Source organism: Antarctobacter sp. (genome assembly GCF_965277915.1).
In the GTDB taxonomy this organism is placed as follows: Bacteria; Pseudomonadota; Alphaproteobacteria; order Rhodobacterales; family Rhodobacteraceae; genus Antarctobacter.
The window spans coordinates 2778697-2804775 of sequence record NZ_OZ255849.1 but is presented as its reverse complement, the minus strand read 5'-3'; the positions used below and the strand labels follow the sequence as shown (position 1 = coordinate 2804775).

Below are 26079 nucleotides of genomic sequence, written 5' to 3'. Positions count from 1 at the left end.
GTTCATTGCCCCAGAACACCGCGAGCTACAGAAGGAGCGCGCCATGGACCGTGAATTGCTCGGCGATCTTTCGACCCTGCTCGCCGTCACCGAAGAGGGCAATTTCACCCGCGCCGGGCACCGTCTCGGCGTGTCGCAATCCGCCGTGAGCCACACGATCCGGCGGCTCGAAGACAAGATCGGCGTGCGGCTGCTCAACCGCAGTGCGCGGAAGGTGACCCCCACCGATGCGGGCGAACAGCTTCTCGCGGCACTGCGCCCCAGCTTCCAGCAGCTCGGCAACCGGATCGAAGAAATCCGCACGCTGGGTGAGCGCCCCTCGGGGCTGGTGCGGGTGACCTCCAGCGTGCCCGCCACCCGCGACATCCTCTGGCCGGTGGCCTCGCAACTGGTGCGCGACTATCCCGATGTGCGCATCGAGATCAGCAGCGAAGGCCGGCTTTCTGACCTTGCCGAAGACCGCTTTGACTGCGCGATCCGGCTCGGCGAACACCTGAGCCCAGACATGATCGCAGTCCCCGTCGGGCCACAGTTGGAAATGGCGGCGGTCGCCAGCGCGGACTACCTCGCGCGGCGCGGCACGCCGACGCACCCCGACGATCTTGATGCCCACGACTGTATCCTGATGCGGCATCGCTCCGACGGGCCGGTCTATGACTGGGAGTTCGAGATCGAAGGCACTGAGGTGGTGAAGAAGCTGAGCGGTCCCTTCATCCTGAACGACCCCGGCCTTGTGATGGAAGCGGTGCGGGCTGGTCACGGGTTCGGCTACCTGCCGCTGCCGGAAGTCCGCGCTGACCTCGATACCGGACGTTTGCGCAGGGTCTTGGCGGACTTCTGCCCGCCTTTCGACGGCTACCACCTGTGCTACATGGGGCGGCGGAATCTTAGCTCGGCGCTGCGGCTCTTGGTCGATCGGTTGCGTTCGGCGCGATCATGACATGTGTTCATGAAAGCGTTCTTCGGATCACAAAAAATGACGCCGGCGTTTGACTGAATGCGAGGGTGCGACGCCGAAGCGCTGCTCGCTGGCAGCGCTGGCCCTCAGGGGCCATGGCAACAGATCAAGCCGTCTGATCTGTCGACCGATTGCCGCAAAAAGGCTCGGCTCCGTCATGCGGCGATGCAGCACAACCCTCGATCTTGGCCCGCTCTGAGTGTCGCATTCCATCTTGGCTGGATGATCGGATGGCCACCGCAGCGAAAGGCCGGAATCCGCCGTTCTGTGGAAAAACACTCGTTTGCCAGCGCAGAATATCGATGCCTGAACGGGGCGCGAGTGCCTTTCCTGTCAGGCTTTCCGCGATTGCTGCGGTGCAGGAAGGAGCCTGGCCAGTTTCCGGAGGTTCTGGGCGGTGGCGGCGAGGAGGAATTCGTCGTTGGCACCGCATGGGCCGCGTAGTCGGAGCCTTCCCAGGCCGAGAATGCGCTTGAGGTGGGCGAAGAGCATCTCGACCTTTTTCCGGAGCGTCATCGAGACCTCGTATTGCCCGGTCTTCGCGATATCCCGTGCAGCCTGGCGTGCGTCTTCGTGCTCTTCACGGGTGTTGGACCGGAAGTCCATGTTCGGACAGCAGCGCGGCTTCGAGGGGCAGGCTTGGCAGGTGAGCTTCAGGCCGCGGTATTTGGCGACGCCCTTGCCGGACGGCCCTCTGTTCGGATCGGAGTAGTTTCGGCGGAACTGCTTCTGGCAGGTCCGCTGTCTTCCGGTCATTCGTTGACCTATTGACGGTCCGTCGGGGGTTGACGTCAAAGGCCCGGGTGCGTCGGCACGCCGGATGCGATTTTTGCCTTCGATTTCAATGATCCGTTGCGCTCATCGGACGGCTCGACGCTCTGGTTCATGGACGCCGTTGGCCCGGCACCCAAGGATGCCGATGCTCATTTTCGCAACTGTCCCAACGCAGTGAGCCGGCTTTTCCCCTGTTGAATCATCCAATTAGAAAGAATGTCGCAATTGGGGGTTGAATGGTCGCAAATTGTCCGTGAGGTTGTCGGTGCATATTGGGCAGCACTCTGACGCCTCTGGGCGGAGCCGAGCTGACGACCCGCTTGGCACCGACCCGCGCAGAACCTGGACCCGATCACATTGCCACCCGCGGCGGGGTCACGCCGGCCGGGGACGAACATCGAAGTGGGCAAAGACATCAGTGCAGCCTTTCGAGGCTTGCGCAGAAAAGCTGCGCGCCCGGCGGGCATCTGCATCGCCGGCAACGGGACGTTTGGAACGGAGACAGAGATGAGCGACACGATGGCCGAGAACGCTGAACTGACCATGACCGATCAGGTCTACAGCGACGACCCGCTGGCCGATCGCGAGACCGACCATTACCGTAAGGAATACGTCAAGACCTTTGTCGACAAGTGGGACGAACTGATTGACTGGGCGGGCCGCGCCGAGAGCGAGGGCCAGTTCTTCATCGACATCCTGCGGGCTCGCGGCAAGGAAAGCGTGCTCGACGTGGCCTGCGGCACCGGCTTTCACTCGGTTCGCCTGACCGAAGCCGGCTTCGACGTGACCGCCTCGGACGGGGCGGCCTCGATGGTGGCCAAGGCCTTCGAGAACGGTCGCAGCCGGGGGTTGATCCTGAAGACGGCGCAGGCTGACTGGCGCTGGCTCAACCGCGACATCAACGGCAAGTACGACGCGATCGTCTGCCTTGGGAATTCCTTTACGCATCTGCACAAGGAATCCGAGCGTCGTCGTGCGCTGGCCGAATTTTACGCCGCGCTCAAGCACGACGGCCTGCTGATCCTCGACCAGCGCAACTACGATGCCATGCTGGACCGGGGCTATTCGACCAAGCACAAGTACTATTACTGCGGCGACCAGGTGACAGCCGAGCCCGACCACGTCGACGAGGGGCTGTGCCGGATGCGCTATTCCTTCCCGGACGGGTCGGAATACACGCTCAACATGTGCCCGATCCGCAAGAACTACATGCGGCGCCTGCTGTCCGAGGCCGGGTTCGAAAGGGTCCGCACCTATGGCGATTTCCAGGAAACCTATGCCGAGGACGATCCGGATTTCTTCATCCACGTGGCCGAGAAATCGGCGATGCACCTGGTGCGCTGGGGCGCCGTATCGGATGACGGCAAGCAGGACATCCGCGACATCACGGAAGACTACTACGACAGCGACGACGCGGACACCTTCTATTCCACGATCTGGGGTGGCGAGGACCTGCACATCGGCCGCTATGCCGAAACGCCCGACATCCGCACGGCATCGGACCGTACCATCGAGTCGATGATCGACCGGCTGCCGCCGCTGGATGCCTCGGCGCGGGTCATCGACATGGGGGCGGGCTATGGCGGCGCGATGCGCACACTGGTGCGCAAGACCGGCTGCGAGGCGGTCTGCCTGAACCTGTCGGAAACGCAGAATGAATATAACCTGGGCAAGATCCGTGCCGCGAAGCTGTCCAACAAGATCTCGGTCCGTCACGGCGTGTTCGAGGATGTGCCCGAGGCCGACGCCAGCTGCGATGTGGCTTGGAGCCAGGACGCCTTCCTGCATTCGGACCAGCGGGCCAAGGTGCTGGCCGAGGCCTGGCGCGTTCTCAAGCCCGGCGGGCACCTGATCTTCACCGATCCGATGCAGGCCGACGATGCCGATCCCGCCGTGTTGCAGCCAGTCTATGACCGTCTGCAACTCAACGATCTGGGGTCGCCCCGGTTCTATCGCGAGGCGGCAGAGGCGCTCGGCTTCGAGACGGTGGAGCAGGAAGAGGCGGTCAGCGACTTGCGCACGCATTACTTCCGTGTCCGCGAGGAACTGTTGGCCAATTACGAGAAACTGCGCGAGGCCGGGGCCTCGGCGGAGTATCTCGACAAGATGGCCGTGGGGCTGGAGAACTGGGTGAAGGCCGCCGATGATGGCCATCTTGCCTGGGGTATCCAGCACTTCCGCAAGCCGGCGTGATGTGACGTGCCGGAGCGCCGTCGCGCGTCCCGGCCCTTGCTTCGCCATTCGCCCACATCATTGGAGAGTACTGCATGACCGGGCCCTTTCCCGATCCACCCGCCTCTGTGTCCTTCGAGCTTTTCCCGCCAAAGACCGATGCTGGCGAAACGACGCTGGCGCGTGCCGTCGATCAGATGGCCGGTGCCGATCCGGCCTATTTTTCGGTGACCTACGGCGCTGGCGGCAGCACCCGCGACCGGACCGCCCGCATCGTGGACATGGTCGGGAACCGCACCGGACGACCCGTGGCCCATCACCTGACCTGCGTGGGGGCAAGCCGGGACGAGATCGACCGACTGGCCCGGGGGCTGCACGAAAAGGGCATCACGCGCATCGTGGCCCTGCGCGGCGACCTTCCGGAAGGGCAACGCCTTGCCTCCGATGGCTATGGCGACGCTGCGGAACTGGTTGCGGGGCTGCGCCGGGTGGCGGATTTCGATATCTCCGTGGCCGCCTACCCAGAGGTTCACCCCGAGGCGGCAAGCGCCGCGGCGGACCTGGACCATCTCAAGCGCAAGCTGGATGCGGGGGCGGCCCGGGCAATCACGCAGTACACCTTTGACACGGATGTGATCCTGCGGTTCGTCGACCGGGCCCGTGCCGCGGGCATCACCGCGCCGATCGTGCCGGGGATCATGCCGGTGGCGAATTTCGCCGGGCTCAAACGGTTTTCCGCCATGTGCGGCGCGTCGGTGCCGGACTGGCTGGCGCGGATGTTCGAAGGGCTGGACGACGCACCAGAAACCCGCGCCATGATCGCGACCAGTGTCGCAACCGAGCAATGCCGTCTCCTGATGGAGGCGGGACTGTCCGAGTTCCATTTCTACACGCTCAACCGACCCGAGGTCAGCCTGGCGGTCTGCCGCGCGCTTGGACTCATGTCCGGGACCACGGCCGAGAGCGCCGCCTGAGGAGAGACGAGATGACCGAGACCGACATCACGGCCCACGCCGCCCGACGCATCCTGGTGCTGGACGGGGCCATGGGCACCATGATCCAGCAGCACAAGCCCGGAGAGGACGTCTATCGCGGGACGCGCTTCGCGGACTGGAACAGCGACGTGGGCGGCAACAGCGAATTGCTGAGCCTGACCCAGCCCGACATGATCCGCGACATTCACACCGCCTTTCTCGAGGCGGGCGCGGACATCCTGTGCACCAACACCTTCGGCGCCAATGCGATCAGCCAGGCCGATTACGGCATGGAAGGCCTTGTCACCGAGATGAACACCGAGAGCGTGCGCCTTGCCCGCGAAGCAGCCGAGGCCATGTCGACGCCGGACCGTCCGCGCTGGGTTGCCGGGGGCATCGGCCCGACCAACCAGACCGCCAGCCTCAGCCCGGATGTGAACGACCCCGGGTTTCGCGCCGTCACATTCGACGATCTTGCGCGTGCCTATGGCGAGGCCGCGCGCGCGCTGGTCAAGGCCGGGGTCGATGTGCTGCTGGTCGAGACGATTTTCGACACGCTCAATGCCAAGGCCGCGCTCTTTGCCATCGACAGCCTCAAGGACGAAGGGCTGGACGTGCCCCCGCTGATGATCTCGGGCACCATCACCGACCGGTCCGGGCGGACGTTGACAGGCCAGACGCCAGAGGCCTTCTGGGTCTCCATGAGCCATGCGCGCCCCTTTTCGGTGGGGCTCAACTGCGCCCTGGGCGCGGGCGAGATGCGCCCGCATGTTCGCACCTTGTCCGAGGTCGCCGACACCCGCATCAGCGCCTATCCCAACGCGGGCCTGCCGAACGAGATGGGCGGTTACGACGAGACGCCCGAGGAAACCGCCGCGCACCTGGGCGAATGGGCCGAGGCCGGGCTGGTGAACATTGTCGGCGGCTGCTGCGGCACGACGCCCGACCATATCCGCGCCATCGCCGATGCCGTTGCGGGCAAGACCCCGCGCGCCATCCCCGAAACGGTACGGCGGATGCGCCTGTCGGGACTGGAGATGTTCGAGGCCCCGGGCACACATACGGAGGACGCAGCATGAGCAGTGTTGCCAATTTCATCAATATCGGTGAGCGCACGAACGTCACCGGGTCGGCCAAGTTCAAGAAGCTGATCATGGAAGGCGACTATGCCGCCGCGCTCGACGTGGCTCGCAGCCAGGTCGAGAACGGCGCCCAGATCATCGACGTGAACATGGACGAGGGCCTGCTCGACTCGGAGCAGGCGATGGTCACCTTCCTCAACCTGATCGCTTCAGAGCCGGACATCAGCCGGGTGCCGGTGATGCTCGACAGCTCCAAGTTCGAGGTGATCGAGGCCGGGTTGAAATGCGTCCAGGGCCGAGCCGTGGTCAATTCGATCTCTCTCAAGGAGGGCGAGGCACCTTTCCTTGAACAGGCCCGCACCATCCGCCGCTATGGCGCCGCCGTGGTGGTCATGGCCTTTGACGAGAACGGCCAGGCCGAGACCGCACAGCACAAGTACGAGATCTGCCGCCGGTCCTACGATCTGCTGGTCGAGAAGGCCGGTTTCCAGCCTTGGGACATCATCTTTGACCCCAACATCTTTGCCGTTGCGACGGGCATCGAAGAGCACAACGATTACGCCAACGCGTTTTTCGAGGCGATCAAGCTGATCAAGGCCGACATGCCCGATACCCATGTCTCGGGCGGGCTGTCCAACGTCTCGTTCAGCTTTCGCGGCAACAACGCGGTGCGCGAGGCCATGCACTCGGCCTTTCTGTATCACGCGATCCCGCTGGGCATGGACATGGCCATCGTCAACGCGGGCCAGATCACCGTCTACGACGACATCCCCGAAGAACTGTGTGAGCGCGTCGAGGACGTGCTTTTCAACCGTCGCAACGATGCGACCGAACGCCTGTTGGACATCGCGGACAAGTACAAGGGCACCGGCGAGGCATCGAAAAAGGAAGACCCCAAGTGGCGCGAGGCCCCGGTCGAGAAACGACTGGAACACGCGCTGGTTCACGGGATCACCGATTTCGTCGTCGAGGACACAGAAGAGTGCCGCCTGCGCGCGGAAAAGCCTCTGCACGTGATCGAAGGGCCGTTGATGGACGGCATGAATGTCGTGGGCGACTTGTTCGGCGCCGGCAAGATGTTCCTGCCGCAGGTGGTGAAATCGGCCCGCGTGATGAAGACCGCCGTCGCCCATCTGCTGCCCTTCATGGAAGAGGAAAAGCGCCAGCAGGGCGATACCTCGGCCAAGGGCAAGGTGCTGATGGCCACGGTCAAGGGCGATGTGCACGATATCGGCAAGAACATCGTGGGCGTCGTCCTGCAATGCAACAACTATGACGTGGTGGACATGGGGGTGATGGTCCCGACCGAGGACATCATCGCCAAGGCCAAGGAGGAAAAGGCCGACATCATCGGGTTGTCGGGCCTTATCACGCCTTCGCTCGACCGCATGGTCGAAGTGGCGGCAGAGATGAAACGACAGGGGCTGGACCTGCCGCTGCTGATCGGCGGCGCGACCACGTCGAAAAAGCACACCGCGCTCAAGATCGCGCCGGAATATGAAAACGGTGTGGTCCACGTGGACGATGCCTCCAAGGCCGTCGGCGTGGTGTCCAAGCTGTTGTCGAAATCCGCCCGTCCGGCCTACCTGGCCGAGATCGCGGAAGACCAGGACAAGATGCGCGCAGGCGACGACCGCGGCGGCGACCGGCCGACCGCTCCGTTGCCGCAGGCGCGGGCAAATGCCTTTGACGGCGGCTGGGACAGCTATACGCCCCCGGCGCCACAGACGCCCGGCCTGACCGTGATCGACGACATGGATGTCGCCGCACTGCGCGAGTTCATCGACTGGACGCCGTTCTTTGCCACCTGGGAAATGCGCGGCAACTTCCCCGCCATTCTCGAGGATCCCGACAGGGGAGAGACCGCGCGCGAGCTATACGATAACGCGCAGAAGATGCTGGACCGGATCGAAAGTGAGGGTTGGTTTTCCCCGCGCGGCGTGGTCGGGCTCTGGCCTGCCAACAGGCGGGGCGACGACATCCTTGTCTGGACGGACGAGACGCGCGGCAAGCTGCGCGCGCGGATGCCGCAGTTGCGCCAGCAGCGCAACAAGACCCGCGACACCGCGCAGATGTGCCTCGCAGATTTCGTCGCCCCCGAGGGCACGCCGGACTGGGTCGGCGGTTTCGCCGTCACCACCGGGGCGGAGGTGCACGAGATCGCCGATCGGCTGAAGTCCGAGGGCAATGACTACGACTCGATCATGGTGCAGGCCCTGGGTGACCGCCTGGCAGAGGCCTTTGCCGAGGCGCTGCATGCCCGCGTGCGTCGCAGCCTCTGGGGGTATGCCCCGGGCGAGGAACTCGACAACGCGGCGCTGATCCGCGAGCAGTACCGCGGCATCCGCCCGGCACCGGGCTATCCGGCCTGTCCGGATCACACCGAGAAGCGCACGCTTTTCGACCTGCTGGATGCGCCCGCGCATACCGGCCTCAAGCTGACGGACTCCTGTGCGATGTGGCCCGCTTCCGCGGTTTCGGGCCTTTATTTCTCGCACCCCGAGGCGCGCTATTTCGGGATCGGCCGGATCGGACCGGACCAGGTTTCGGATTATGCCGCGCGCAAGGGAATGGAGATCGCCGAGGTCGAGGCCTGGCTGGCCCCCAGCCTGTCCTATCGGCCCGACAAGTCATCGGCGGATCGCAAGATCGCCTGACCCCCGCAAGACCACTTGCCAACCCCGACCCAATCCCACCGTAGTGGAGAAAGGAACGAGATGAGCGACAAGACCTGGCTGTTTACCAGTGAATCCGTGTCCGAAGGACACCCTGACAAGGTATGCGACCGGATTTCGGATGCCATCCTGGACGCCTACCTGGCCGCTGACCCGCAATCCCGCGTGGCCTGCGAAACGCTGGCAACCACCGATCACGTGACCATCGCCGGCGAGGTGCGCGGTCCGGAATCCGTGCTCAAGAATGTCGATCAGATCGCCCGGGATGCGATCCGCGACATCGGTTACGACCAGGCCGGCTTTTCCTGGCGCGACGTCGAGATCGTCTGCCGCCTGCACGCCCAGTCCGCCGACATCGCGCAGGGTGTCGATGAGGGCGAGAAGGGCGAGGAAGGTGCCGGCGACCAGGGCATCATGTTCGGGTATGCCTGCAACGAAACCGCCGAGCTGATGCCCGCGCCGATCCAGTTTTCCCACCGCATCCTGCGCCACATGGCGGAGGACCGGAAATCGGGCAAGCAGCCGAATTTCGGTCCCGACGCCAAAAGCCAGGTGACGCTGAAATATGCCGGCGGCAAGCCCGTGGGCCTGGATACCGTGGTGGTCTCGACCCAGCACCTGGAGGGCCTGAGCCAGGCCGAGGTGCGCGAGTTGGTCAAGCCCTACATCACGGATGTCTTCAAGGACGAAGGTTGGGATCTGCCGGCCGATGACAAGCTGATCGTCAATCCCACCGGCAATTTCGTCATTGGCGGCCCAGACGGTGACGCCGGGCTGACAGGGCGCAAGATCATCGTCGATACCTATGGCGGCGCCGCACCCCACGGTGGCGGGGCCTTTTCGGGCAAGGATCCGACCAAGGTGGACCGGTCGGCGGCCTATGTCGCGCGCTACCTGGCCAAGAACGTCGTGGCCGCGGGCCTGGCCGACAAGTGCCAGATCCAGCTGGCCTATGCCATCGGCGTGCCCGAGCCCGTGGCGCTCTATGTCGATACGCTCGGCACCGGCGAGGTCTCTGAAGCCGAACTGTCGCGCCGTCTGCGCGAGATGGTCCGCCTGACCCCGCGCGGCATCCGCGATCACCTGCAACTGCTGCAGCCCATCTATACCCGCACCTCGGCCTACGGCCATTTCGGGCGGCAACCCGCGGACGACGGGGGCTTTTCCTGGGAGCGGACAGATCTCGCAGACGAGCTGGCCCGCAGCTTTGGCGCCACCGTGGCGGCGCAGTGAAGCGAACGGAATTCAAGGATACCTACCAATGAACAAACCTGAAAACGTCAAAGCGGCGGATTACGCCGTGCGCGACATTGCACTGGCCGGGTTCGGCCGCAAGGAACTGGACATTGCCGAAACCGAGATGCCGGGGCTGATGGCGCTGCGCGAGGAATACGGCGCGAGCAAGCCGCTGTCGGGCGCGCGCATCGTCGGGTCGCTGCACATGACGATCCAGACCGCCGTCCTGATCGAGACGCTGGTGGCGCTGGGCGCGGACGTGCGCTGGGCGTCGTGCAACATCTTCTCGACCCAGGACCACGCCGCCGCGGCGATCGCCGATGCCGGCATCCCGGTCTTCGCGATCAAGGGCCAGACGCTGGAAGAGCACTGGGACTATCTCGACAAGTCCTTCCTGTTCGACGACGGCCCCAACATGATCCTCGACGATGGCGGCGACGCCACCCTGTACGTCCTGCTGGGCGCGCGCGCCGAGGCGGGTGAGGACATCATTGCCGTGCCGACCTCGGAAGAAGAGGAAGTCATCAAGGCGCAGATCAAGAAGCGCATGGCGGCCTCCCCGGGCTGGTTCACCAGGACCCGCGACCAGATCATGGGCGTCTCCGAGGAGACCACCACCGGCGTCAACCGCTTGTACCAGCTGGTGCGCGACGGCCAGCTGCCCTTCCCGGCAATCAACGTCAACGACAGCGTGACCAAGTCGAAGTTCGACAACAAGTACGGCTGCAAGGAATCGCTGGTGGACGGCATCCGCCGCGCCACCGACACGATGATGGCCGGCAAGGTCGCCGTGGTCTGCGGCTACGGTGACGTGGGCAAGGGCTCGGCGGCGAGCCTGCGCGGCGCCGGCGCCCGGGTGAAGGTGACCGAGATCGACCCGATCTGCGCCCTGCAGGCGGCGATGGACGGCTTCGAGGTGGTGACGCTGGAAGACGTGGTCTCGAGCGCCGACATCTTCATCACCACCACCGGCAACAAGGACGTGATCCGCATCGAGCACATGCGCGAGATGAAGGACATGGCGATCGTCGGCAACATCGGCCACTTCGACAACGAGATCCAGGTTGCCGCGCTGAAGAACCACAAGTGGACCAACATCAAGGAACAGGTGGACATGATCGAGATGCCGGGCGGGCACCGGATCATCCTGCTGTCCGAGGGGCGTTTGCTGAACCTGGGCAACGCCACCGGTCACCCGTCCTTCGTGATGTCGGCCTCCTTCACCAACCAGGTGCTGGCGCAGATCGAGCTCTACAAGAACGGCGACCAGTACGAGAACAAGGTCTACATCCTGCCCAAGCACCTGGACGAAAAGGTCGCCCGCCTGCACCTGGAGCGCATCGGCGTCAAGCTCAGCGAACTGTCCAAGGACCAGGCCGACTACATCGGCGTGGCGCCCGAAGGCCCGTTCAAGCCGGAACACTACCGGTATTGAGGGAGGGCGAAATGAGCAATCGCACACCGCATATCGTCGGCCTGGGCAATGCCCTGGTCGATGTCGTCGCCGCCGTGTCGCCCGAGGTGCTCAGCCGTCACGGGCTGACACCGGGCGGGATGCACCTGGTCGAGGCTGAGGCCGCCCATGCCCTGTTTAAGGAGGTCGGACCGGGCGTGCGCCAGTCCGGCGGCTCTGTCGCCAATACTATCGCGCATCTGGCCGATACGCCGGTGCGGGGCACCTACATCGGAAAGGTCGCCGATGACGATCTCGGCGCGACCTTTCTCGACGAGATGGTGGGTCTTGAACTGGCCGCGCCTGTCGCGGTCGCCCAAAACGACGATCACGGGACCGGGCGCTGCGTGGTTCTTGTGACCCCGGATGGCGAACGCACCATGAGCACCTACCTCGGTGCGGCGACGACCCTGATGCCTTTCGAGGCACGCGCGGCGTTGCCGGAGGAGTTCGATATCCTCTTCATCGAGGGCTATATCTGGGACGCTCCGCATGGCGCCGCCGTGATCGAAACGCTGGCCCAGATGGCAAAGGCCGCGGGCGCGACCGTGGCGCTGACGCCGTCCGATGCAGGCTGTGTGGAGCGCAACATCGGGGTGATGCGCAACACCGTGTCGCGCTATGTCGACGTGCTGATCGGCAATCATGCCGAAATCGGTGCGCTGGCGGGGAACGACAACGCCGAGGCGGCGCTGGACTGGGCCATGTCCAAGGTCGCGGTCGCCGCCGTCACCGAGCACGAAAAGGGCTCTTGGGTGGCTGATGCGAATGGCCGGCATCATGTGCCTGCGGCCCCTGTCGCCCAGGTGGTCGACACCACCGGTGCGGGTGACGCCTATGCCAGCGGCTTCCTTGCAGGGCTGGCCCAGGGCTTGCCGGTGGACCGGGCCGGAGGCATGGGCGCACGGCTGGCGGCCAGCGTGCTCGGCCATTACGGCGCGCGCGACGGTGCGGCAGCCCGGGCCATCGCCCTTCCGGCGGCCTGAGCCGGCCCCCGGACTGGCAAACAAAGAGACCGGCCGGAGCGTGATCATCGCTCCGGCCCACCGCCCCGGAACGCCGGACCCAGCGAGAGGAAACCGTCATGACCGTGCAAACCCCTGTTGCCCCTTTCTTTACCGAAAAACTGTCGTCCAGAGATCCGGAAATCCGGCAGGCGATCACCGGCGAGCTTGGCCGGCAGCGCGACGAGATCGAGCTGATCGCCTCCGAGAATATCGTCTCTCGCGCGGTGATGGAGGCGCAGGGCTCTGTCATGACGAACAAATACGCCGAAGGCTATCCCGGCCGGCGCTACTATGGCGGCTGCCAGTGGGTTGACGTGGCCGAAAACCTGGCCATCGACCGGGCGAAACAGCTGTTCGACTGCGGCTTTGCCAACGTGCAGCCGAACTCGGGCAGCCAGGCCAACCAGGGTGTCTTCCAGGCGCTTTTGAAGCCCGGCGACACCATCCTGGGCATGAGCCTGGACGCCGGCGGCCATCTGACCCACGGTGCGAAACCGAACCAGTCCGGCAAGTGGTTCAACGCCGTGCAATACGGCGTCCGCCAGCAGGACAATACGCTGGACTACGACCAGGTCGCGGCGCTGGCGCAGGAGCACCAGCCCAAGATGATCATCGCCGGCGGGTCGGCCATCCCGCGGCAGATCGATTTCGCCCGCATGCGCGAGATCGCCGACAGCGTCGGCGCCTGGCTGCACGTCGACATGGCGCATTTCGCCGGTCTGGTGGCCGCGGGCGAACATCCCTCGCCTTTCCCGCATGCCCATGTGGCCACCACCACCACGCACAAGACCCTGCGCGGGCCGCGTGGGGGCATGATCCTGACCAATGATGAAGATATCGCAAAGAAAGTGAATTCGGCGATCTTCCCCGGCATCCAGGGCGGCCCCCTGATGCATGTGATCGCGGCCAAGGCGGTGGCCTTCGGCGAGGCGCTGCGGCCGGACTTCAAGACCTACCAGCAGAACGTGATCCGGAACGCGCAGGCGCTGTCGGACCAGCTGATCAAGGGCGGGCTGGACACGGTCACGCATGGCACCGACACGCATGTGGTGCTGGTCGACCTGCGGCCCAAGGGCGTCAAGGGCAATGCCACCGAAAAGGCGCTGGGGCGCGCGCATATCACCTGCAACAAGAACGGCGTGCCCTTCGATCCGGAAAAGCCCACCGTGACCAGCGGCATCCGCCTGGGATCGCCGGCGGGCACCACCCGCGGCTTCGGCGAGGCCGAGTTCCGCCAGATCGCCGACTGGATCATCGAGGTGGTCGATGGCCTGGCCGCCAACGGCGAGGACGGCAACGCCGAGGTCGAGGCCAAGGTCCGCGCCGAGGTCGCCGCCCTCTGCAAACGCTTCCCGATCTATCCCGAGCTCTGAACCCGGATTGGCGTTTGGTGCGGTCCCCTTTCAGCCGTTTCCTTTCATACCCTGCTGGCGCATCTCCACTTGATGCGCCAGCGCGTCAACAGCACGGTGCAGCAGGATGGTTAGGAGCGCGACCACCAGAACCGCGGCGAACATCAGGTCGATCTTGGCCCGTCCGTTGGCCAGCAACATCAGGTAGCCCAGCCCGCGCGAGGCGCCGACCCATTCGCCGATGATCGCCCCGATCGGCGCGTAGACCGCCGCCAGCCGCAGCCCCGACATCAGGCCGGGCAGCGCCGCGGGCATCCGAACACACCACAGGATGCGGGCCCGACCCGCCCCCATGATCCGTGCCTGCGAGACCCAGGCGGGCGGCGTCTTGATCAGCGCATCGTAGAAGGCCGAGGTCACCGGAAAGTAGATGATGAGCAGCGCCATGGCGATCTTGGACCCCAGCCCGTAGCCGAACCAGAGAGTAAATATCGGCGCAAGGGCGAAGACGGGAATGGCCTGGCTGAAGACGAGCAAGGGCCTCAGTGCCCGCGCGGCACCGGGAGACAGGGCAAGCAGCGTTGCGGATATCCAGCCCAGAAAGGCACCCAGCAAAAGCCCGAGCAGAACCTCGGCTATCGTGATGCCCGCATGTTCGACCAGCAATGCCCGATTGGTCCATAGCGCCTCTGCCACGCGCAGCGGCCCCGGCAGGATGAAAGAGGGCATGTCGAGCGCAAGAATGATCCCTTGCCAGAGCGCGAGGCCGATCAGCAGCGGCAGGCCGATGCGCAACAGGTTCATGCGACCTCCAGCAACAGGCGGGTAAGGCATCCGGTTGTTGAAAGGGTGTCCGGATCGTCGGGCACGCGGGGGATCGGCGCGGCGCTTTCCGGGTCGATCGTCTCGATGCCCCCTCCGGTCAGGATCAGGATGCGTTCACCCAGCCTTGCGGCCTCTGCCGGGTCGTGGGTGACATGAAGGACCGTCCGACCGCCCAGTTCGGCTGCGGCCAGGTCCTGCATCCGCGCCCGTGTCGCCACGTCGAGCGCAGAGAACGGTTCATCCAGCAGCACCACCGGTCGGTCCTCGTATAGAGTCCGGGCCAGGGCCGCGCGTTGCCGTTGCCCGCCGGACAGAGCGTGCGGCTTGCGTCCGGCCAGATCGGTCAGGCCGACGCGGGCCAGCAGAGCGCGGACGCGGTCCCGGTCAGGCGCTTCGCGGCGCATTCGCGCGCCAAGCGTCACATTTTGGGCCACGGTGAGCCAGGGCAGCAGGCCGTCGGACTGCGCCATCAAGGCCACGCGCCCGGCCAGGGGACGCCCGTCACCGGTCTCGATCCGCCCGTCGAGGGTCAAGCCGTCGGTCAGGCCGGCCAGGCAGTGCAGCAGGGTGGACTTGCCCATCCCCGAAGGTCCCAGCAGGCAGGTCCAACGTCCCGGCTCTGCCCGCACCGCAACGGGGCCGAGCAGGACAGTGTCGCCCACAGTGACGCGACCGGAGAAGGCAAGGCCCGGTGGCTTCACGGGGCCAACCCCATGTCCCAGAACCCGATTTCCAGCCGCGTCGCCGTGGCAAAGCGGCGGCAGAGGTCGGGCCAGCGCGGGCTGTCCTCGGGCGCGGGACCCAGCCTGCGCGCCACCGCGCCGTCGATCAGCGCGCCGACATCGGCGCACAGCGCCTGGTAGTCGGCACTGCCATAGGTGCCGATCCAGTCGCGATAGGTGTCCGATGGGGTCTCGTTGGCCAGCCGCGCCCCGATTTCGCCGTAGCCCAGCACGCAGGGCGCCAGGGCTGACAACAGATCGGCGAAGTCACCGGCGTGACCCGCGTCCAGAACGTAGCGCGTATAGGCGAGGTTTTCCGGCCGTTCCTCGGCGGCCTGCAGGGTCGCCTCGTCGATCCCCGCCGCAGCGCAGGTCTGCACGTGCAGCAGCATTTCCTCGTCGATCAGCGCCTGTGTCGTCGCGGCGCAGGCGCGCATCTCTTCTATTGTTCCGGCCTTGGTGACGGCCAGCGCCCAGGCCCGTGCGAAATGGACGAGAAAGACGTAGTCCTGAACAAGATAATGCAGGAAGGCATCGCGCGGCAGGCTCCCGTCAGAGAGCCCTTCGACAAAGGAGTGGCGGGTATAGTTCTGCCAGTTCTCACCCGCTGCGGCGCGCCACAGGGGGAAGGTACGACCGTAACTCATTGATCCGCATCCGTCATGATGGCGAGGTCCGAAACAGGCCTGATCTCTTCGATCAGATCCACCGACTTCAGGAACCGCTCGAACCGGGCATAGCGGCCGGTGTCCAGCGCGGCAGGGCGCAGGGCAAAGCGCGGAAGCGTGTCCTGCCAAGCCCTCGCGTTCAATTCGTCGTCGAGTTCGGCAGAGGAGGCGGCGAAGATTTCCCAGCTTTCCTGCGGATGGTTGACGATGTACTGCACGGCCTCTTCGGTGGCCGCCAGGAACCGGTCGATCTTCTCGAGGTCCATCCGGTTGGGGTTGGCGACGTAGATCAACTCGTCGTAGGCGGGGACGCCTTCTTCCTCGGGGTAGAAACAGCGGCCGTCGACGCCCTCGATCTCCATCTGGTTCAGTTCGAAATTCCGGAAAGCGCCGATGACCGCGTCCACTTGCCCCGACATGATAGAGGGCGAGAGCGCCCAGTTGACGTTGACCAGCTCGATATCCTGCATCCCGAGACCGGCAGGGGCCAGCATGGCCGACAACAGCGCCTCTTCGACACCGGCGACCGAGAAGCCGACCTTGCGGCCCTTGAGGTCCGCGATTTCCGCGATTGGACCGTTGTCGAGGACCAGCAGGCAGTTCAGCGGCGTGGCGACCAGCGTGCCGACGCGTTTCAGCGGCAGACCTTCCGCCACTTGCAGGTGCAATTGCGGCTGGTAGGAGATGGCGAGGTCGGCCTTGCCGGCCGCCGCCATTTTGGGCGGGTCTGCGGGGTCGGCCGGGGCCACGATTTCCACCTCCAGACCGGCATCGGCGAAATAGCCCTTTTCCTTGGCAATGATGATCGGCCCGTGATCGGGGTTCACGAACCAGTCGAGAACAAGGGTCATCTTGTCGGCAGCCGTGGCAGGTGCGGCGCAAAGGCAGAACAGCAGGGTCAGGACTCTCATGAGGTCGCTCCGGTTTGGTCGCCAAGGGCGACGAGGGTTATTTCTCCGTCCCAGACGCGCGAAAGCCGTTCGGCCGCGGTCCAGGAACGTTGGCCCGAGCGGCAGCACAGCACCGCGCGCTGGCCGGGGGCGGGCACCGGGCCGTCCGGGCCGAGGTCATCGGTCGCAAGGCGCAAGGCACCGTCGCGGACAAGCGGCCCTTCGTCGGGCGCGCGCAAATCCACGACGAAATCGCCGGGTGCGATGGCGGTGGGACTGATGAAGCGGAAACAGCTGTCCGGTTCGGGCGCACCGACGAACGAGAATCCGCCGAACCGATGCGCCAGCCCGTCATAGCTTGTGACCCGGCCCAGCGGTGAGGGGCCGATCCCTGCAAGCACGGTCAGCGCCATCTGGGCCTGCAGACTGCCGATGACCCCGACGACCGGGCCCAGCACACCGTCTTCGGCGCAGGAGCCCAGCCGCTCGGGAAGGTCGGGGAAGACCGCGCGCAGAGAGGGCGCCCCGCCGCAGAAACCGCCGCAATAGCCTTCTGTCCCGGTGACCGAAGCACTGATGAGCGGCAACCCGAGTTCCTGGCAGAGTTCCGACAGGATGTAGCTGGCGGCGAAACTGTCGGCGCAGTCCAGCACCAGCGTCACGCCCGCTGCCAGCGCCGCGGCGTTGCCCGGATCAAGCGCGACAGTCACCGGTTCAATCCGGCAATCAGGGTTCAGCCCGTCCAGCGCCTTTGCCGCGGCTGTGGCCTTTGGCTGGCCGAGGTCCCCCGCGCGAAAGACCGTCTGCCGGTGCAGGTTGCTTTCGTCCACGTGATCGGGATCGACCAGCCGGAGATGCCCGACCCCGGCACCGGCAAGGTATTGCAGAACCGGTGCCGCCAGCCCGCCGGCTCCCACCACCAGAACAGAGGCCGCGCGTAGCCGATCCTGTCCCGCCGCGCCCAGTTCCGGTACCGCGATCTGCCGGATGTAGCGGGTCATCGCGTCACCTCGATCCATTCGCGGATGCGTGTCTCGGGGTCGGCGTTCAGGGTGATATCCGTCACGACCGAGACTATGTCGGCCCCGGCTGCAAAGGCCTGCGGCGCGCGGGCGGTCGAGAGCCCGCCAATGGCCACCAGCGGCAGGTCGCCAACCCGGCGCTTCCAGTCGGTCACGCGGTCAAGACCCTGTTCGTGCCACTTCATCTTTTTCAGGATGGTCGGCCAGACCGGCCCCAGCGCCACGTAATCCGGCCCACAATCCAGCGCACGGGCCAGTTCGGCCTCGTCATGGGTGGAAATGCCCAGCTTTAGCCCGGCGGCGCGGATCGCTTGCAGGTCGGCGGTGTCTAGGTCCTCTTGCCCCAGGTGCACCCAGTCGCAGCCCAACTCCGCCGCCAATTGCCAGTGATCGTTGACCACAAGCACCGCACCCGCCGCCCGGCAGAGATCGCGCGATCGTTCGATGAGCGCGCGGAGGTCGGCCTCGGGGCGGTCCTTCACCCGCAGTTGCACCAGCTTGACGCCGAGGGGCAGCGCCCGTTCCAGCCAGTCGGGGTGATCGAAAATCGGATAAAAGCGATCCAGCGTCATTCCAGCACCGCCAGTCCCAGCACGGGGGTAGAGGGGGCGGCCATGTCGCGCGGTTCCATCGGATCGGCAGAGCGCGCCAGCCGTCCGGCCTCCAGCGCGCGGGCGAACCCCTCGGCCATGGCCGCAGGATCGCCGGCCTTGGCCACCGCCGTGTTCAGCAGCACGGCGTCAAAGCCCAACTCCATCGCCTGTGCCGCCTGGCTGGGCAGGCCTAGCCCCGCATCGATCACCATCGGTATCTCGGGAAACTGCGCGCGCAGGGTGCGCAGGCCGTAGACGTTGTTCAGACCCAGCCCGGTACCGATGGGGGCGCCCCAGGGCATCAGGACCTCGCAGCCCGCCTCCAACAGGCGACCGCCAAGGATCCCGTCCTCGGTCGTGTAGGGAAAGACCTTGAAGCCGTCCGCGCAGAGGATCCGCGCCGCTTCGACCAGCTCGAAGGGATCGGGCTGCAGCGTGTCCGCGTGGCCGATCACCTCGAGCTTGATCCAGTCCGTGCCAAAGATCTCGCGCGCCATATGGGCGGTTGTCACGGCCTCACGTGCAGAATGACAGCCGGCGGTGTTGGGGAGGACGGGGATACCCAGGCCACGGATCAAGTCCCAGAACCCCTGGCCGTTACCGCCCGCTGCCTCGCGCCGGAGCGACACCGTCACGACGCCCGCGCCGGAGCGGTGAAACGCCTCGGCCAGCACCGCGGGAGAGGGGTACTGAGCCGTGCCCAGCATCAGGGGGGATGCGATTTCGGTTCCGTAGAAAACAGGCATGTCAGCCTCCCTGCCGGGGCGCGAGGATTTCCAGCCGGTCGCCTTCGGCCAAGGGCTGCTGCGCGCGTGCCGCTGCTGGCACGAAGGTTTCGTTCACCGCGGTCGCCACGCGGGCCTGCCCGTAACCAAGTTCGTCCAGGGCCGTGGCAAGGTCGGTCGCCGCGATATGGGTGGCCGCGCCGTTCAAGATGATCTTCATTGCAGGAACTCCGGGGGCTCGCCGTCCAGCACCAGCCCTGCCACCATCCGCGCCATCGCAGGGGCCAGCAGGAAGCCGTGCCGGAACAGGCCGTTGACATGGATGCGGTCGCCCTGCGGGACGATCCGCGGCAGGTTGTCGGGAAAGGCGGGGCGCGCATCGGCGCCGATCTCCAGCACCTCGGCCTCGGCAAAGGCCGGGTGCAGGGCATAGGCGGCGTTCAGCAGTTCCGCCATCGAACGCAGGGTAGGGGGGCCTCGCCCGTCGCCCTCGACCTGAGTGGCGCCCAGCATGTAGACACCGTCCCCCCGCGGCACGAGATAGAGTGGGTGGCGCGGATGCAGCATCCGCACCGTCCGGCGCAGCGTGACCTCCGGCGCGCGCAGCACCGCCATCTCGCCACGAACGCCACGCAACTCTGGCAGACGGTCGCGCGCGGCAAGGCCCCGGCAATCGATCACGGTGCCGTTCAGGTCGCCGTTCGCCGCGACACAAACACCGCGTGCAGCAAGGCCCTGTCGCAAGGTGCCCAGCGCGGTCCGCGGATCAATATGCGCCTCCTGGACAAAGTGAAGACCGCCAGAGACCCGCCCAGAAAGTTCCGGCTCAAGCGCGGCGAGTTGCTGGCCATCAAGGCGCCGATGCCCCTCCGTCCGTCGGGCGAAACGGTCCAACTCTCCCCGGTCACGGCCAAGGGCGACCACCAGCGTTCCATCCCGCGCCACCGGCACGCCAGCCGCCTGCCACCAGTCCGCGGCTTGCGCGCCCAGACGTGTCACGGGCTCTTCCGCTGCTTCGCCTTCGCAGAACGGGGCCAGCATTCCGCCAGCCCACCAGGAACAGCATTCAGGACCGGGCCCGCCCGCAGTGTCGAGGATGCGGACCGCCGCGCCCCTGTCCGCAAATTCATGCGCGACGCAGAGCCCCGAGACCCCGGCGCCCAGGATCGTGACTTCCGCGCTCATGCCCAGACCTCGTGGAAATGGTGCACTGGCCCGTGACCGCGTCCGACCTCCAGCCGGTCCGCCGCCGCGATGGCCCCGTGCAGCCAGCCATGCGCGCGGCGGACGGCGGCCTCTGGTGCAGCGCCCTTGGCCATTTCGGCCGCGATGGCCGAGGACAGGGAGCAGCCTGTGCCATGGGTGTTGCGTGTGGCAAGGCGCGGCGCCTCGAAAGCGGTGAAACCAGCCTCTGTCACCAGCAGGTCGCGGCAGGTTTCACCTTCGGCGTGGCCGCCTTTCATGAGCACCGCGTCCGGCCCGAGCGCTCGCAGCGCCGCGCCTTGCGCTTCCATCCTTTCAGACGTGGTTGCGGGATCGTGTTCCAGAAGCCGGGCGGCCTCGGGCAAGTTCGGGGTCAGCATCGTTGCGCGGGGCAGCAGGTGATCGCGCAACGCCGTGACCGCCGACGCGTCCAGCAGAGCATCCCCCGACTTCGCAACCATCACCGGGTCCAGCACCACAGGACCGGCGAAGCCCTGCAAGGCTTGCGCCACCGCTTCGATGATGTCGACCGTGCCCAGCATCCCGATCTTCACCGCGTCGATGTCAATGTCGTCGAGCACCGAGCGGATCTGCGCCGCCACCATCTCTGGGGCCAGCGTCGCGACGGATTGAACGCCCACCGTGTTCTGTGCGGTGACGGCCGTGATCGCCGTGGCACCGTAGACGCCAAGCGCCGAGGCGGCCTTGAGATCAGCCTGAATGCCGGCGCCTCCACCGCTGTCAGAGCCTGCAACGATCAGGAGTTTCGCGACCTTTTCCATTTTCTCCTCCGCACAAGGGCACGCGGGAAGAGACTGGAAAACGGGCAGGCGGTTTGCCTGCGTGCGCGATCTCCGTTCCCTACGCCGGCATTGCCCGGATCAGGTTCGATGGGTCGGCGCGATGCCTCTCAGCCCTGTTGCAGGGCACCCCAACGGATTTGGCGGCACCGTAGCGCCTCGCCGCGGCAGTGGCAACCGGGGGATAATCCCGGAACCAATTGACCTGTTCCCCAAACCGATGACGGCGCTTTGCCTCTGGAGCCGGCGGGCAGGCGAGATGGCGAGGTCGAATGTGAAAAAGGTGTGAATTCCGCGCCGCGGCAAACGAAAATGTTCGGGCTCCGTGGCAAATGCGCTACACTAAGGGTGATTGAAGCGTTTCCAGGCGTCGAAAGCATGGCACCGACATATGAACTGAAGCTCTTCGGACCGATCCAGGTTCTCGACAGAGAGGGCAGGGATATTTTGACGGGCACGTGCGGAGAGAAGGCCAAGGGACTGCTGGCAATCCTCGCAATTTATGGTGACCGACCCTGTTCCAGGGCCATGCTTCAAGACAAGCTCTGGAGTGACAGGGGGGAACAACAAGCCCGCAACAGCCTTAGACAAGCCCTGTCTCAATTGCGGCGCATGTTCGGGCAAGACGCAAAGCGGATCTTGCTCACAGATGGCGGGCCGGTCCTCTTGGCCCGGGAACATCTGAAAATCGACTACTTCGATCCAGACGTAAATGCCGCCTCTCGACGGGAATTCCTAGAAGGGATCGATATCAAGGATCCCCAATTCAATATCTGGCTCTCCGAAATGCGCGTCAATTCGGAAGGTTCCGACGCAAGGACGACGGTATCCCATGCCAGCGGCACCGACTGCGAAAACGGACCACGGCTGAGCCTGGGTATCCTGCCGGTATTAACGTCCGTGAACGATGATACGGCGAAACTGGTTGCCAACCTGGTGATCGACAAGATTGCGACGAACCTCAGGTACTACGAAGTTTTCGACATCCATGATTTCCGTGATGTCGCTGCCGCCGGGGCCCGTCCTGCGGATCTGTTCCTGAAGGTCCAGGCCCTGTCTCTTGGTGCGGCGACAAGCCTGTCGTTCAAGATTTTCAAGGTGGAGAACCAGTTTGTAATCTGGAGCAAACAGCGCCAGCTCGAAACGGCAGCTCTGGCAACCGAACTCCTGTCAGAGATGACGGCGCAACTGGTCGACGAGATCTGCAACAAGCTTCTTCATTCCGGGATCGGCGGGATGACCGCCGAGCGCGAGGCTGCACGCAACCTCATCGAAGGCGTCGATCGCCTGATGCGGCGGTCGGAGCGGTCCCTTGCCGAAGCGACCCATGCGCTTGAAAAGGCGTGCGATCTGCAACCAAAGGCGTCTTACTTCGCTTGGAGCGCCTATTCTTCGGCTCATCTTCTCGAGGCCAAAGTGCTCGACCTCAACGAGATCCGGGCGCGGGCCGATTACTGGGCCGCCCGTGCGATCGAGGCTGATCCGCACAATCCGCTGGCACGCTCGCTGCTTTCGCACGTCTACAGCTTTGTCTTCCGGGACTTCGGACGCGCCGCTGCCCTCATTGCGCCTCTTCAATCGGACCCTCCGGACCTTGCCTTGTATCACTACGCCAAAGGAACGCTTGCCTGCTACACCGGTGACTACGACACTGCGAAAGTCGCCGCGGCGCGCGCAGTTCGTTTTGGGCGCGACAGCCCTTACCAGTACCTGTTCGGCTCTCTCAGGCAAATGGCGCATTCCCTGTCCGGTAGCTTCGAAAAGGCGATCCAATATGGGACGATGTCCTTGTCCCAGCAGATCCCGGGGACACAGCCTTTCTTGCCGACACTGCGCTACCTGGCCGCAAATTATGCCCAATCCGGGGATTTGGTCTCGGCGGCAGCGACCTATCGAAGGATCGAGAAGCGGGACCCGGGTTTCACATGGCGCAGGCTTGAGGATCCGGCAGCGCCAGTTCCCGCGGACCATGTACGCCGCTTCCTGATTTCAGGCCTGCGCACTGCCGAGAAGGCCGCCAGTTGACCCCCCCAAAACCGGAGGAACCACCCATGTCGGAAGAACATCGCCTAGACGGGCCCAGCCTTCGGCTTGGGCGGAGAGGGAAGCTCTTCCGCCATGACGGAAAAGAACAAAGGGATGTTGCACCGCTTGCGCGGGCCACGACGCCGGGGCCAAGCGCCCATGCCCACGCCCATGCCCATGCGCATTTCAACGCGCATGCCCACGCGCACGCCCATTTCAGCGCCAGCACGCAGGGCGCGGGCACGGCGCCGACTGGCTCTCCGGCGTTGAACGGCGATCCGGTTCCGGCATTCGGTGATCAGGTCATCTCGACCTGGCGCGAATTGCGGGACCTCGTGCAATTGAGAGACATCGCCATTGAAACGACGGCGGCAGTGGAGTTTGAAGACACGCTAAAGACCGTGAAGAACGAGGATGCCGGTCTTGCAAAGGCCCACAACGCCTATGTGTCGAACATAGCGAAACAGAAGCTCAGCAAGAATGTCTATGCGTATGAGCGTCTTCCGCTGCAGCCGCCTCCGGGCATGCAGGAAACCCGCGAAGAAGTGCGCGAACTGCACCGCAAACAGAACCGTCTGCGTGGGGATGAATTCCGTCAGAAAGAGATCATCCGCCAGGTCGCGGCAAACAATCCGACGGACATGCTACGGCGCCTCGGGATCGAGGAATTGGCGGGCTATCGGGCGACGCGCGCTTTGATCTCCACCGTGCTGCAACTGTCCGAACGGGTCGGCTATGTCTACAAGACCCGCTATACACGGCCCCGGCCTTCGCATGTCGACAATGCGCTGCGGCCGTTCATCGGAATCCCGCCGCACCCGTCCTATCCTTCGAACCACGCGTTCCAGGATACCTGCGTGGCGCTGGTGCTGTCGCGGGCCATTCCCGAATACACCGCGACGCAGGAACTGTTCCACGTCGCGCAGCGCATCGGCGAGAACCGCGAATACGCCGGCTTGCACTACAAGTCCGACACCGAGGCCGGGGTCGAGCTTGCGGGAAAGTTCGCACCCTACCTGTTCTATGCCTGCCGCTACCAGATGCGGGCCGTTCAGCGCGAGTGGTACGAGGGGAGGAGTTGACATGGCCGATGGTGATTGCACGACCTGCGAGGACCGCGAAGGTCTATTCTACCTCTGGCATCTTCAGGCGCTTGGATTGCTTGTAGAACCTTGGGAAGCTGTGGATTCAGAGGATTGCGCGGAGCCTTACGAAGGCAAGCCAAAGGAAGAGTGGAAAAAGATTTTCGACCCAGATGGCCAGTTCACGGCCGTGACGGTGGCGATCATCGACAACGGCTGTGCCGGAAGCTGCCCGGCCGACGCTTCCAAGGGGGCCAACCACTTCGAGCATCCGAATCTCGCCTCGGAGCGATTGATCCATCCGGTGGATTTCACCGGGTTCCTCGAGGGTGCGGTCTATGCCGGGAGAGGCTACGACTGGCCTCGTATACAGGAGTGGATCGCCGGCGACCGGGACGTGCTAGACGCGTTCGATGCGGTCGGCGACCCGTTGAGGTCGGTTCTTCACGACATCTTGGGACATAGCCTGAAGACGCACAAATACCTTGAACTGCCTGATCCCTCTGACAGGTTCGCGGCCCACGGTACCGCTTGCGCCGGCCTGGTTGCGGCCAGCCCTGCGGGATACGGAAAAAAGGAGTGCGTCGACGATGGCGCCGCGACACAAAACGATGCGTCACAGCCCTCCGCCGCACCCGAGCCCGCCCAGGGTGAAGGTCGTGATCGCCAGAACGGATCCTCACGGCCACTCGAAAGTGGCGCGGACAGGTCCGCCAACCGCAATCCGAATGCCATCGGCTACGCGGGCATTCATCCGACGGCGAATATCATTCCGATCAGCACCGTCTACAATACCGAATACTGGCCCCTGATCATGGCGCTTCTCTGGGCTGTGGGGTACGACGCGGACGTGATCCTGATCCCGCGCGGCGTTTCCGATCTGCCCGCGACGGAAGAGGACGGCGGAAAGTCTCGCCCGCCGTCCGAGAAGGAACTGCGCGAGGACCTGTCCTTGAGAGGCACGAGGCTGCTAGCCGGTGGCGCGCGTTCCGCGGAAAAGCATCTGTTCGAGACACTTCTGTCCGTCATTTCGGAAAAGATACCGGTTGTGATGGCGGCAGGGAACAGCGGGTCGGACACGCTGGACTACCCGGCCAACCTCGTCCTGACGGGCAAGGATGGTGGCGGCCCGGTCGCCGAAAACCTGATCGTGGTGGGGGCCGTCAATGCCCGGGGCGCCCACGCATCCTATAGCGCAGGCTATGACGCGAGAGGCACCTTGTTCTATGCGCCGTCGGACGATGCACAGGAAGTTTCCGACCGGTACCACCGATACGACGACATCACATGGCGCGGGCGCAACCTGGACATGGACGTGAGCGTGCCGGAGGGAGCAGGCGACCGTGGTCCTTACTCGCCCTACGGGCTGATGGCGATCGATATTCCCGGTCAGTATGGTTATGCGGCCGAAGCGGGCGAAGAGGACGACTTTGCCGAAGAGGGGGCGGACAAACGCCCCGTCCTCAGGACTTCGGGTGATCGCAACCCGGACGAGCCGATCCCGTACCACACCGAGGTCATGCCACGGTCGCTGTACACCGTGTTCGGCGGAACCTCTGCCGCATCGTGCCAGATCGCCGGTTTGCTCGCCTTGCTGCAGCAAAAGCAGCGTAATGCCGGTGAGCGTTTGTTGAGCGGAAAAGAAGCCAGGGAAGAACTTGAAAAAGCCCGGGTGCCTGCGCCGGATATGGAAAAAGGCGCGCAGGACGCCGGATACGGCATGCAAATCGTCTCGGGTAAGGCGCTGCTCTCTCTGTAGACCCTTTGACGGCGCGATTGCCGGGCGGTGTCCCTTGGCCATCGCCCGGCAAAGGCCGTTCATCCCACAGAGACAATTGACG

At 64.9% G+C, this 26079-nt stretch carries 22 protein-coding genes, 1 pseudogene and 1 riboswitch; of the genes and pseudogenes, 12 read left to right on the top strand and 11 right to left on the bottom strand.

The window, feature by feature from the left end; all coding sequences use genetic code 11:
- The first annotated feature begins 43 nt into the window (after positions 1 to 43).
- Positions 44 to 940 (top strand): LysR family transcriptional regulator, encoded by an 897-nt coding sequence (locus ACQY5B_RS14430; RefSeq protein ID WP_420324727.1) that lies wholly within the window; start codon positions 44 to 46, stop codon positions 938 to 940.
- Between the two features lie 351 nt (positions 941 to 1291).
- Here the strand turns inward: ACQY5B_RS14430 and ACQY5B_RS14425 are convergent.
- Positions 1292 to 1687, bottom strand: a pseudogene (locus ACQY5B_RS14425) (transposase); the annotation flags it as partial.
- A 552-nt stretch (positions 1688 to 2239) separates the two neighbouring features.
- Between ACQY5B_RS14425 and ACQY5B_RS14420 the strand changes: the two are divergent.
- The 8 genes from ACQY5B_RS14420 to glyA all read left to right on the top strand — a co-directional run bounded on the left by ACQY5B_RS14420 (position 2240) and on the right by glyA (position 13704).
- The gene (locus tag ACQY5B_RS14420) at positions 2240 to 3925 is read left to right on the top strand and encodes a glycine/sarcosine N-methyltransferase (protein ID WP_305972604.1); all 1686 of its coding nucleotides are present in this window, start codon (positions 2240 to 2242) and stop codon (positions 3923 to 3925) included.
- Positions 3926 to 3999: 74 nt separating this feature from the next.
- Positions 4000 to 4878: a methylenetetrahydrofolate reductase [NAD(P)H] gene (gene metF, locus ACQY5B_RS14415; protein ID WP_420324728.1), complete on the top strand. Its 879-nt coding sequence runs from the start codon at positions 4000 to 4002 to the stop codon at positions 4876 to 4878.
- A gap of 11 nt (positions 4879 to 4889) precedes the next feature.
- Positions 4890 to 5957, top strand: a complete 1068-nt coding sequence (locus ACQY5B_RS14410; protein WP_420324729.1) for a homocysteine S-methyltransferase family protein — start codon at positions 4890 to 4892, stop codon at positions 5955 to 5957.
- Positions 5954 to 8617, top strand: coding sequence for a methionine synthase (gene metH / locus ACQY5B_RS14405; RefSeq protein WP_420324730.1), 2664 nt, complete (start codon positions 5954 to 5956; stop codon positions 8615 to 8617). Before ACQY5B_RS14410 ends, metH begins: the two co-directional genes overlap by 4 nt.
- A 60-nt stretch (positions 8618 to 8677) precedes the next feature.
- On the top strand, positions 8678 to 9868 hold the full coding sequence (metK, locus tag ACQY5B_RS14400) for a methionine adenosyltransferase (protein WP_420324731.1): 1191 nt from the start codon (positions 8678 to 8680) through the stop codon (positions 9866 to 9868).
- Between the two features lie 28 nt (positions 9869 to 9896).
- The gene (gene ahcY / locus ACQY5B_RS14395) at positions 9897 to 11306 is read left to right on the top strand and encodes an adenosylhomocysteinase (protein WP_420324732.1); all 1410 of its coding nucleotides are present in this window, start codon (positions 9897 to 9899) and stop codon (positions 11304 to 11306) included.
- A gap of 11 nt (positions 11307 to 11317) precedes the next feature.
- The gene (locus ACQY5B_RS14390) at positions 11318 to 12310 is read left to right on the top strand and encodes an adenosine kinase (RefSeq protein WP_420324733.1); all 993 of its coding nucleotides are present in this window, start codon (positions 11318 to 11320) and stop codon (positions 12308 to 12310) included.
- Between the two features lie 98 nt (positions 12311 to 12408).
- Positions 12409 to 13704 (top strand): serine hydroxymethyltransferase, encoded by a 1296-nt coding sequence (gene glyA / locus ACQY5B_RS14385; RefSeq protein WP_420324734.1) that lies wholly within the window; start codon positions 12409 to 12411, stop codon positions 13702 to 13704.
- Between the two features lie 30 nt (positions 13705 to 13734).
- Here the strand turns inward: glyA and ACQY5B_RS14380 are convergent, their stop codons facing one another.
- Genes ACQY5B_RS14380 through thiD form a run of 10 tightly spaced genes read right to left on the bottom strand, consistent with a single transcriptional unit; the run spans position 13735 to position 21113 of the window.
- Entirely contained in the window at positions 13735 to 14487 is a 753-nt protein-coding gene (locus ACQY5B_RS14380) for an ABC transporter permease (protein WP_420324735.1), read from the bottom strand.
- Positions 14484 to 15209, bottom strand: coding sequence for an ABC transporter ATP-binding protein (locus tag ACQY5B_RS14375; protein ID WP_420324736.1), 726 nt, complete (start codon positions 15207 to 15209; stop codon positions 14484 to 14486). Before ACQY5B_RS14375 ends, ACQY5B_RS14380 begins: the two co-directional genes overlap by 4 nt.
- Positions 15206 to 15877, bottom strand: a complete 672-nt coding sequence (gene tenA / locus ACQY5B_RS14370; RefSeq protein ID WP_420324737.1) for a thiaminase II — start codon at positions 15875 to 15877, stop codon at positions 15206 to 15208. Before tenA ends, ACQY5B_RS14375 begins: the two co-directional genes overlap by 4 nt.
- Entirely contained in the window at positions 15874 to 16809 is a 936-nt protein-coding gene (locus tag ACQY5B_RS14365; protein WP_420324738.1) for an ABC transporter substrate-binding protein, read from the bottom strand. The genes tenA and ACQY5B_RS14365 overlap by 4 nt, the downstream gene beginning before the upstream one ends.
- Positions 16806 to 17789: a HesA/MoeB/ThiF family protein gene (locus tag ACQY5B_RS14360; RefSeq protein WP_420324739.1), complete on the bottom strand. Its 984-nt coding sequence runs from the start codon at positions 17787 to 17789 to the stop codon at positions 16806 to 16808. The genes ACQY5B_RS14365 and ACQY5B_RS14360 overlap by 4 nt, the downstream gene beginning before the upstream one ends.
- Positions 17786 to 18382, bottom strand: a complete 597-nt coding sequence (locus ACQY5B_RS14355; RefSeq protein ID WP_420324740.1) for a thiamine phosphate synthase — start codon at positions 18380 to 18382, stop codon at positions 17786 to 17788. Before ACQY5B_RS14355 ends, ACQY5B_RS14360 begins: the two co-directional genes overlap by 4 nt.
- A complete protein-coding gene (locus ACQY5B_RS14350) occupies positions 18379 to 19149 on the bottom strand; it encodes a thiazole synthase (RefSeq protein ID WP_420324741.1) in 771 nt (256 codons plus the stop codon). The genes ACQY5B_RS14355 and ACQY5B_RS14350 overlap by 4 nt, the downstream gene beginning before the upstream one ends.
- 1 nt (position 19150) lies before the next feature.
- Positions 19151 to 19348, bottom strand: a complete 198-nt coding sequence (thiS, locus tag ACQY5B_RS14345) for a sulfur carrier protein ThiS (RefSeq protein ID WP_420324742.1) — start codon at positions 19346 to 19348, stop codon at positions 19151 to 19153.
- Positions 19345 to 20313 carry an FAD-dependent oxidoreductase gene (locus ACQY5B_RS14340; RefSeq protein WP_420324743.1) on the bottom strand — a complete coding sequence of 323 codons (969 nt, stop codon included), beginning with the start codon at positions 20311 to 20313 and terminating at the stop codon, positions 19345 to 19347. Before ACQY5B_RS14340 ends, thiS begins: the two co-directional genes overlap by 4 nt.
- Positions 20310 to 21113: a bifunctional hydroxymethylpyrimidine kinase/phosphomethylpyrimidine kinase gene (thiD, locus tag ACQY5B_RS14335; protein ID WP_420324744.1), complete on the bottom strand. Its 804-nt coding sequence runs from the start codon at positions 21111 to 21113 to the stop codon at positions 20310 to 20312. Before thiD ends, ACQY5B_RS14340 begins: the two co-directional genes overlap by 4 nt.
- Positions 21114 to 21172: 59 nt before the next feature.
- A riboswitch (TPP riboswitch) is annotated at positions 21173 to 21275 on the bottom strand.
- Positions 21276 to 21509: 234 nt separating this feature from the next.
- Between thiD and ACQY5B_RS14330 the strand changes: the two genes are divergently transcribed.
- From ACQY5B_RS14330 to ACQY5B_RS14320, 3 genes are read left to right on the top strand one after another with little or no spacing between them, the layout of a single operon-like run.
- Positions 21510 to 23156 (top strand): AfsR/SARP family transcriptional regulator, encoded by a 1647-nt coding sequence (locus tag ACQY5B_RS14330; RefSeq protein ID WP_420324745.1) that lies wholly within the window; start codon positions 21510 to 21512, stop codon positions 23154 to 23156.
- A gap of 26 nt (positions 23157 to 23182) precedes the next feature.
- A complete protein-coding gene (locus ACQY5B_RS14325; protein WP_420324746.1) occupies positions 23183 to 24238 on the top strand; it encodes a phosphatase PAP2 family protein in 1056 nt (351 codons plus the stop codon).
- 1 nt (position 24239) lies between these two features.
- Positions 24240 to 25997 (top strand): S8 family serine peptidase, encoded by a 1758-nt coding sequence (locus ACQY5B_RS14320; RefSeq protein WP_420324747.1) that lies wholly within the window; start codon positions 24240 to 24242, stop codon positions 25995 to 25997.
- The last annotated feature ends 82 nt before the right edge of the window (positions 25998 to 26079 follow it).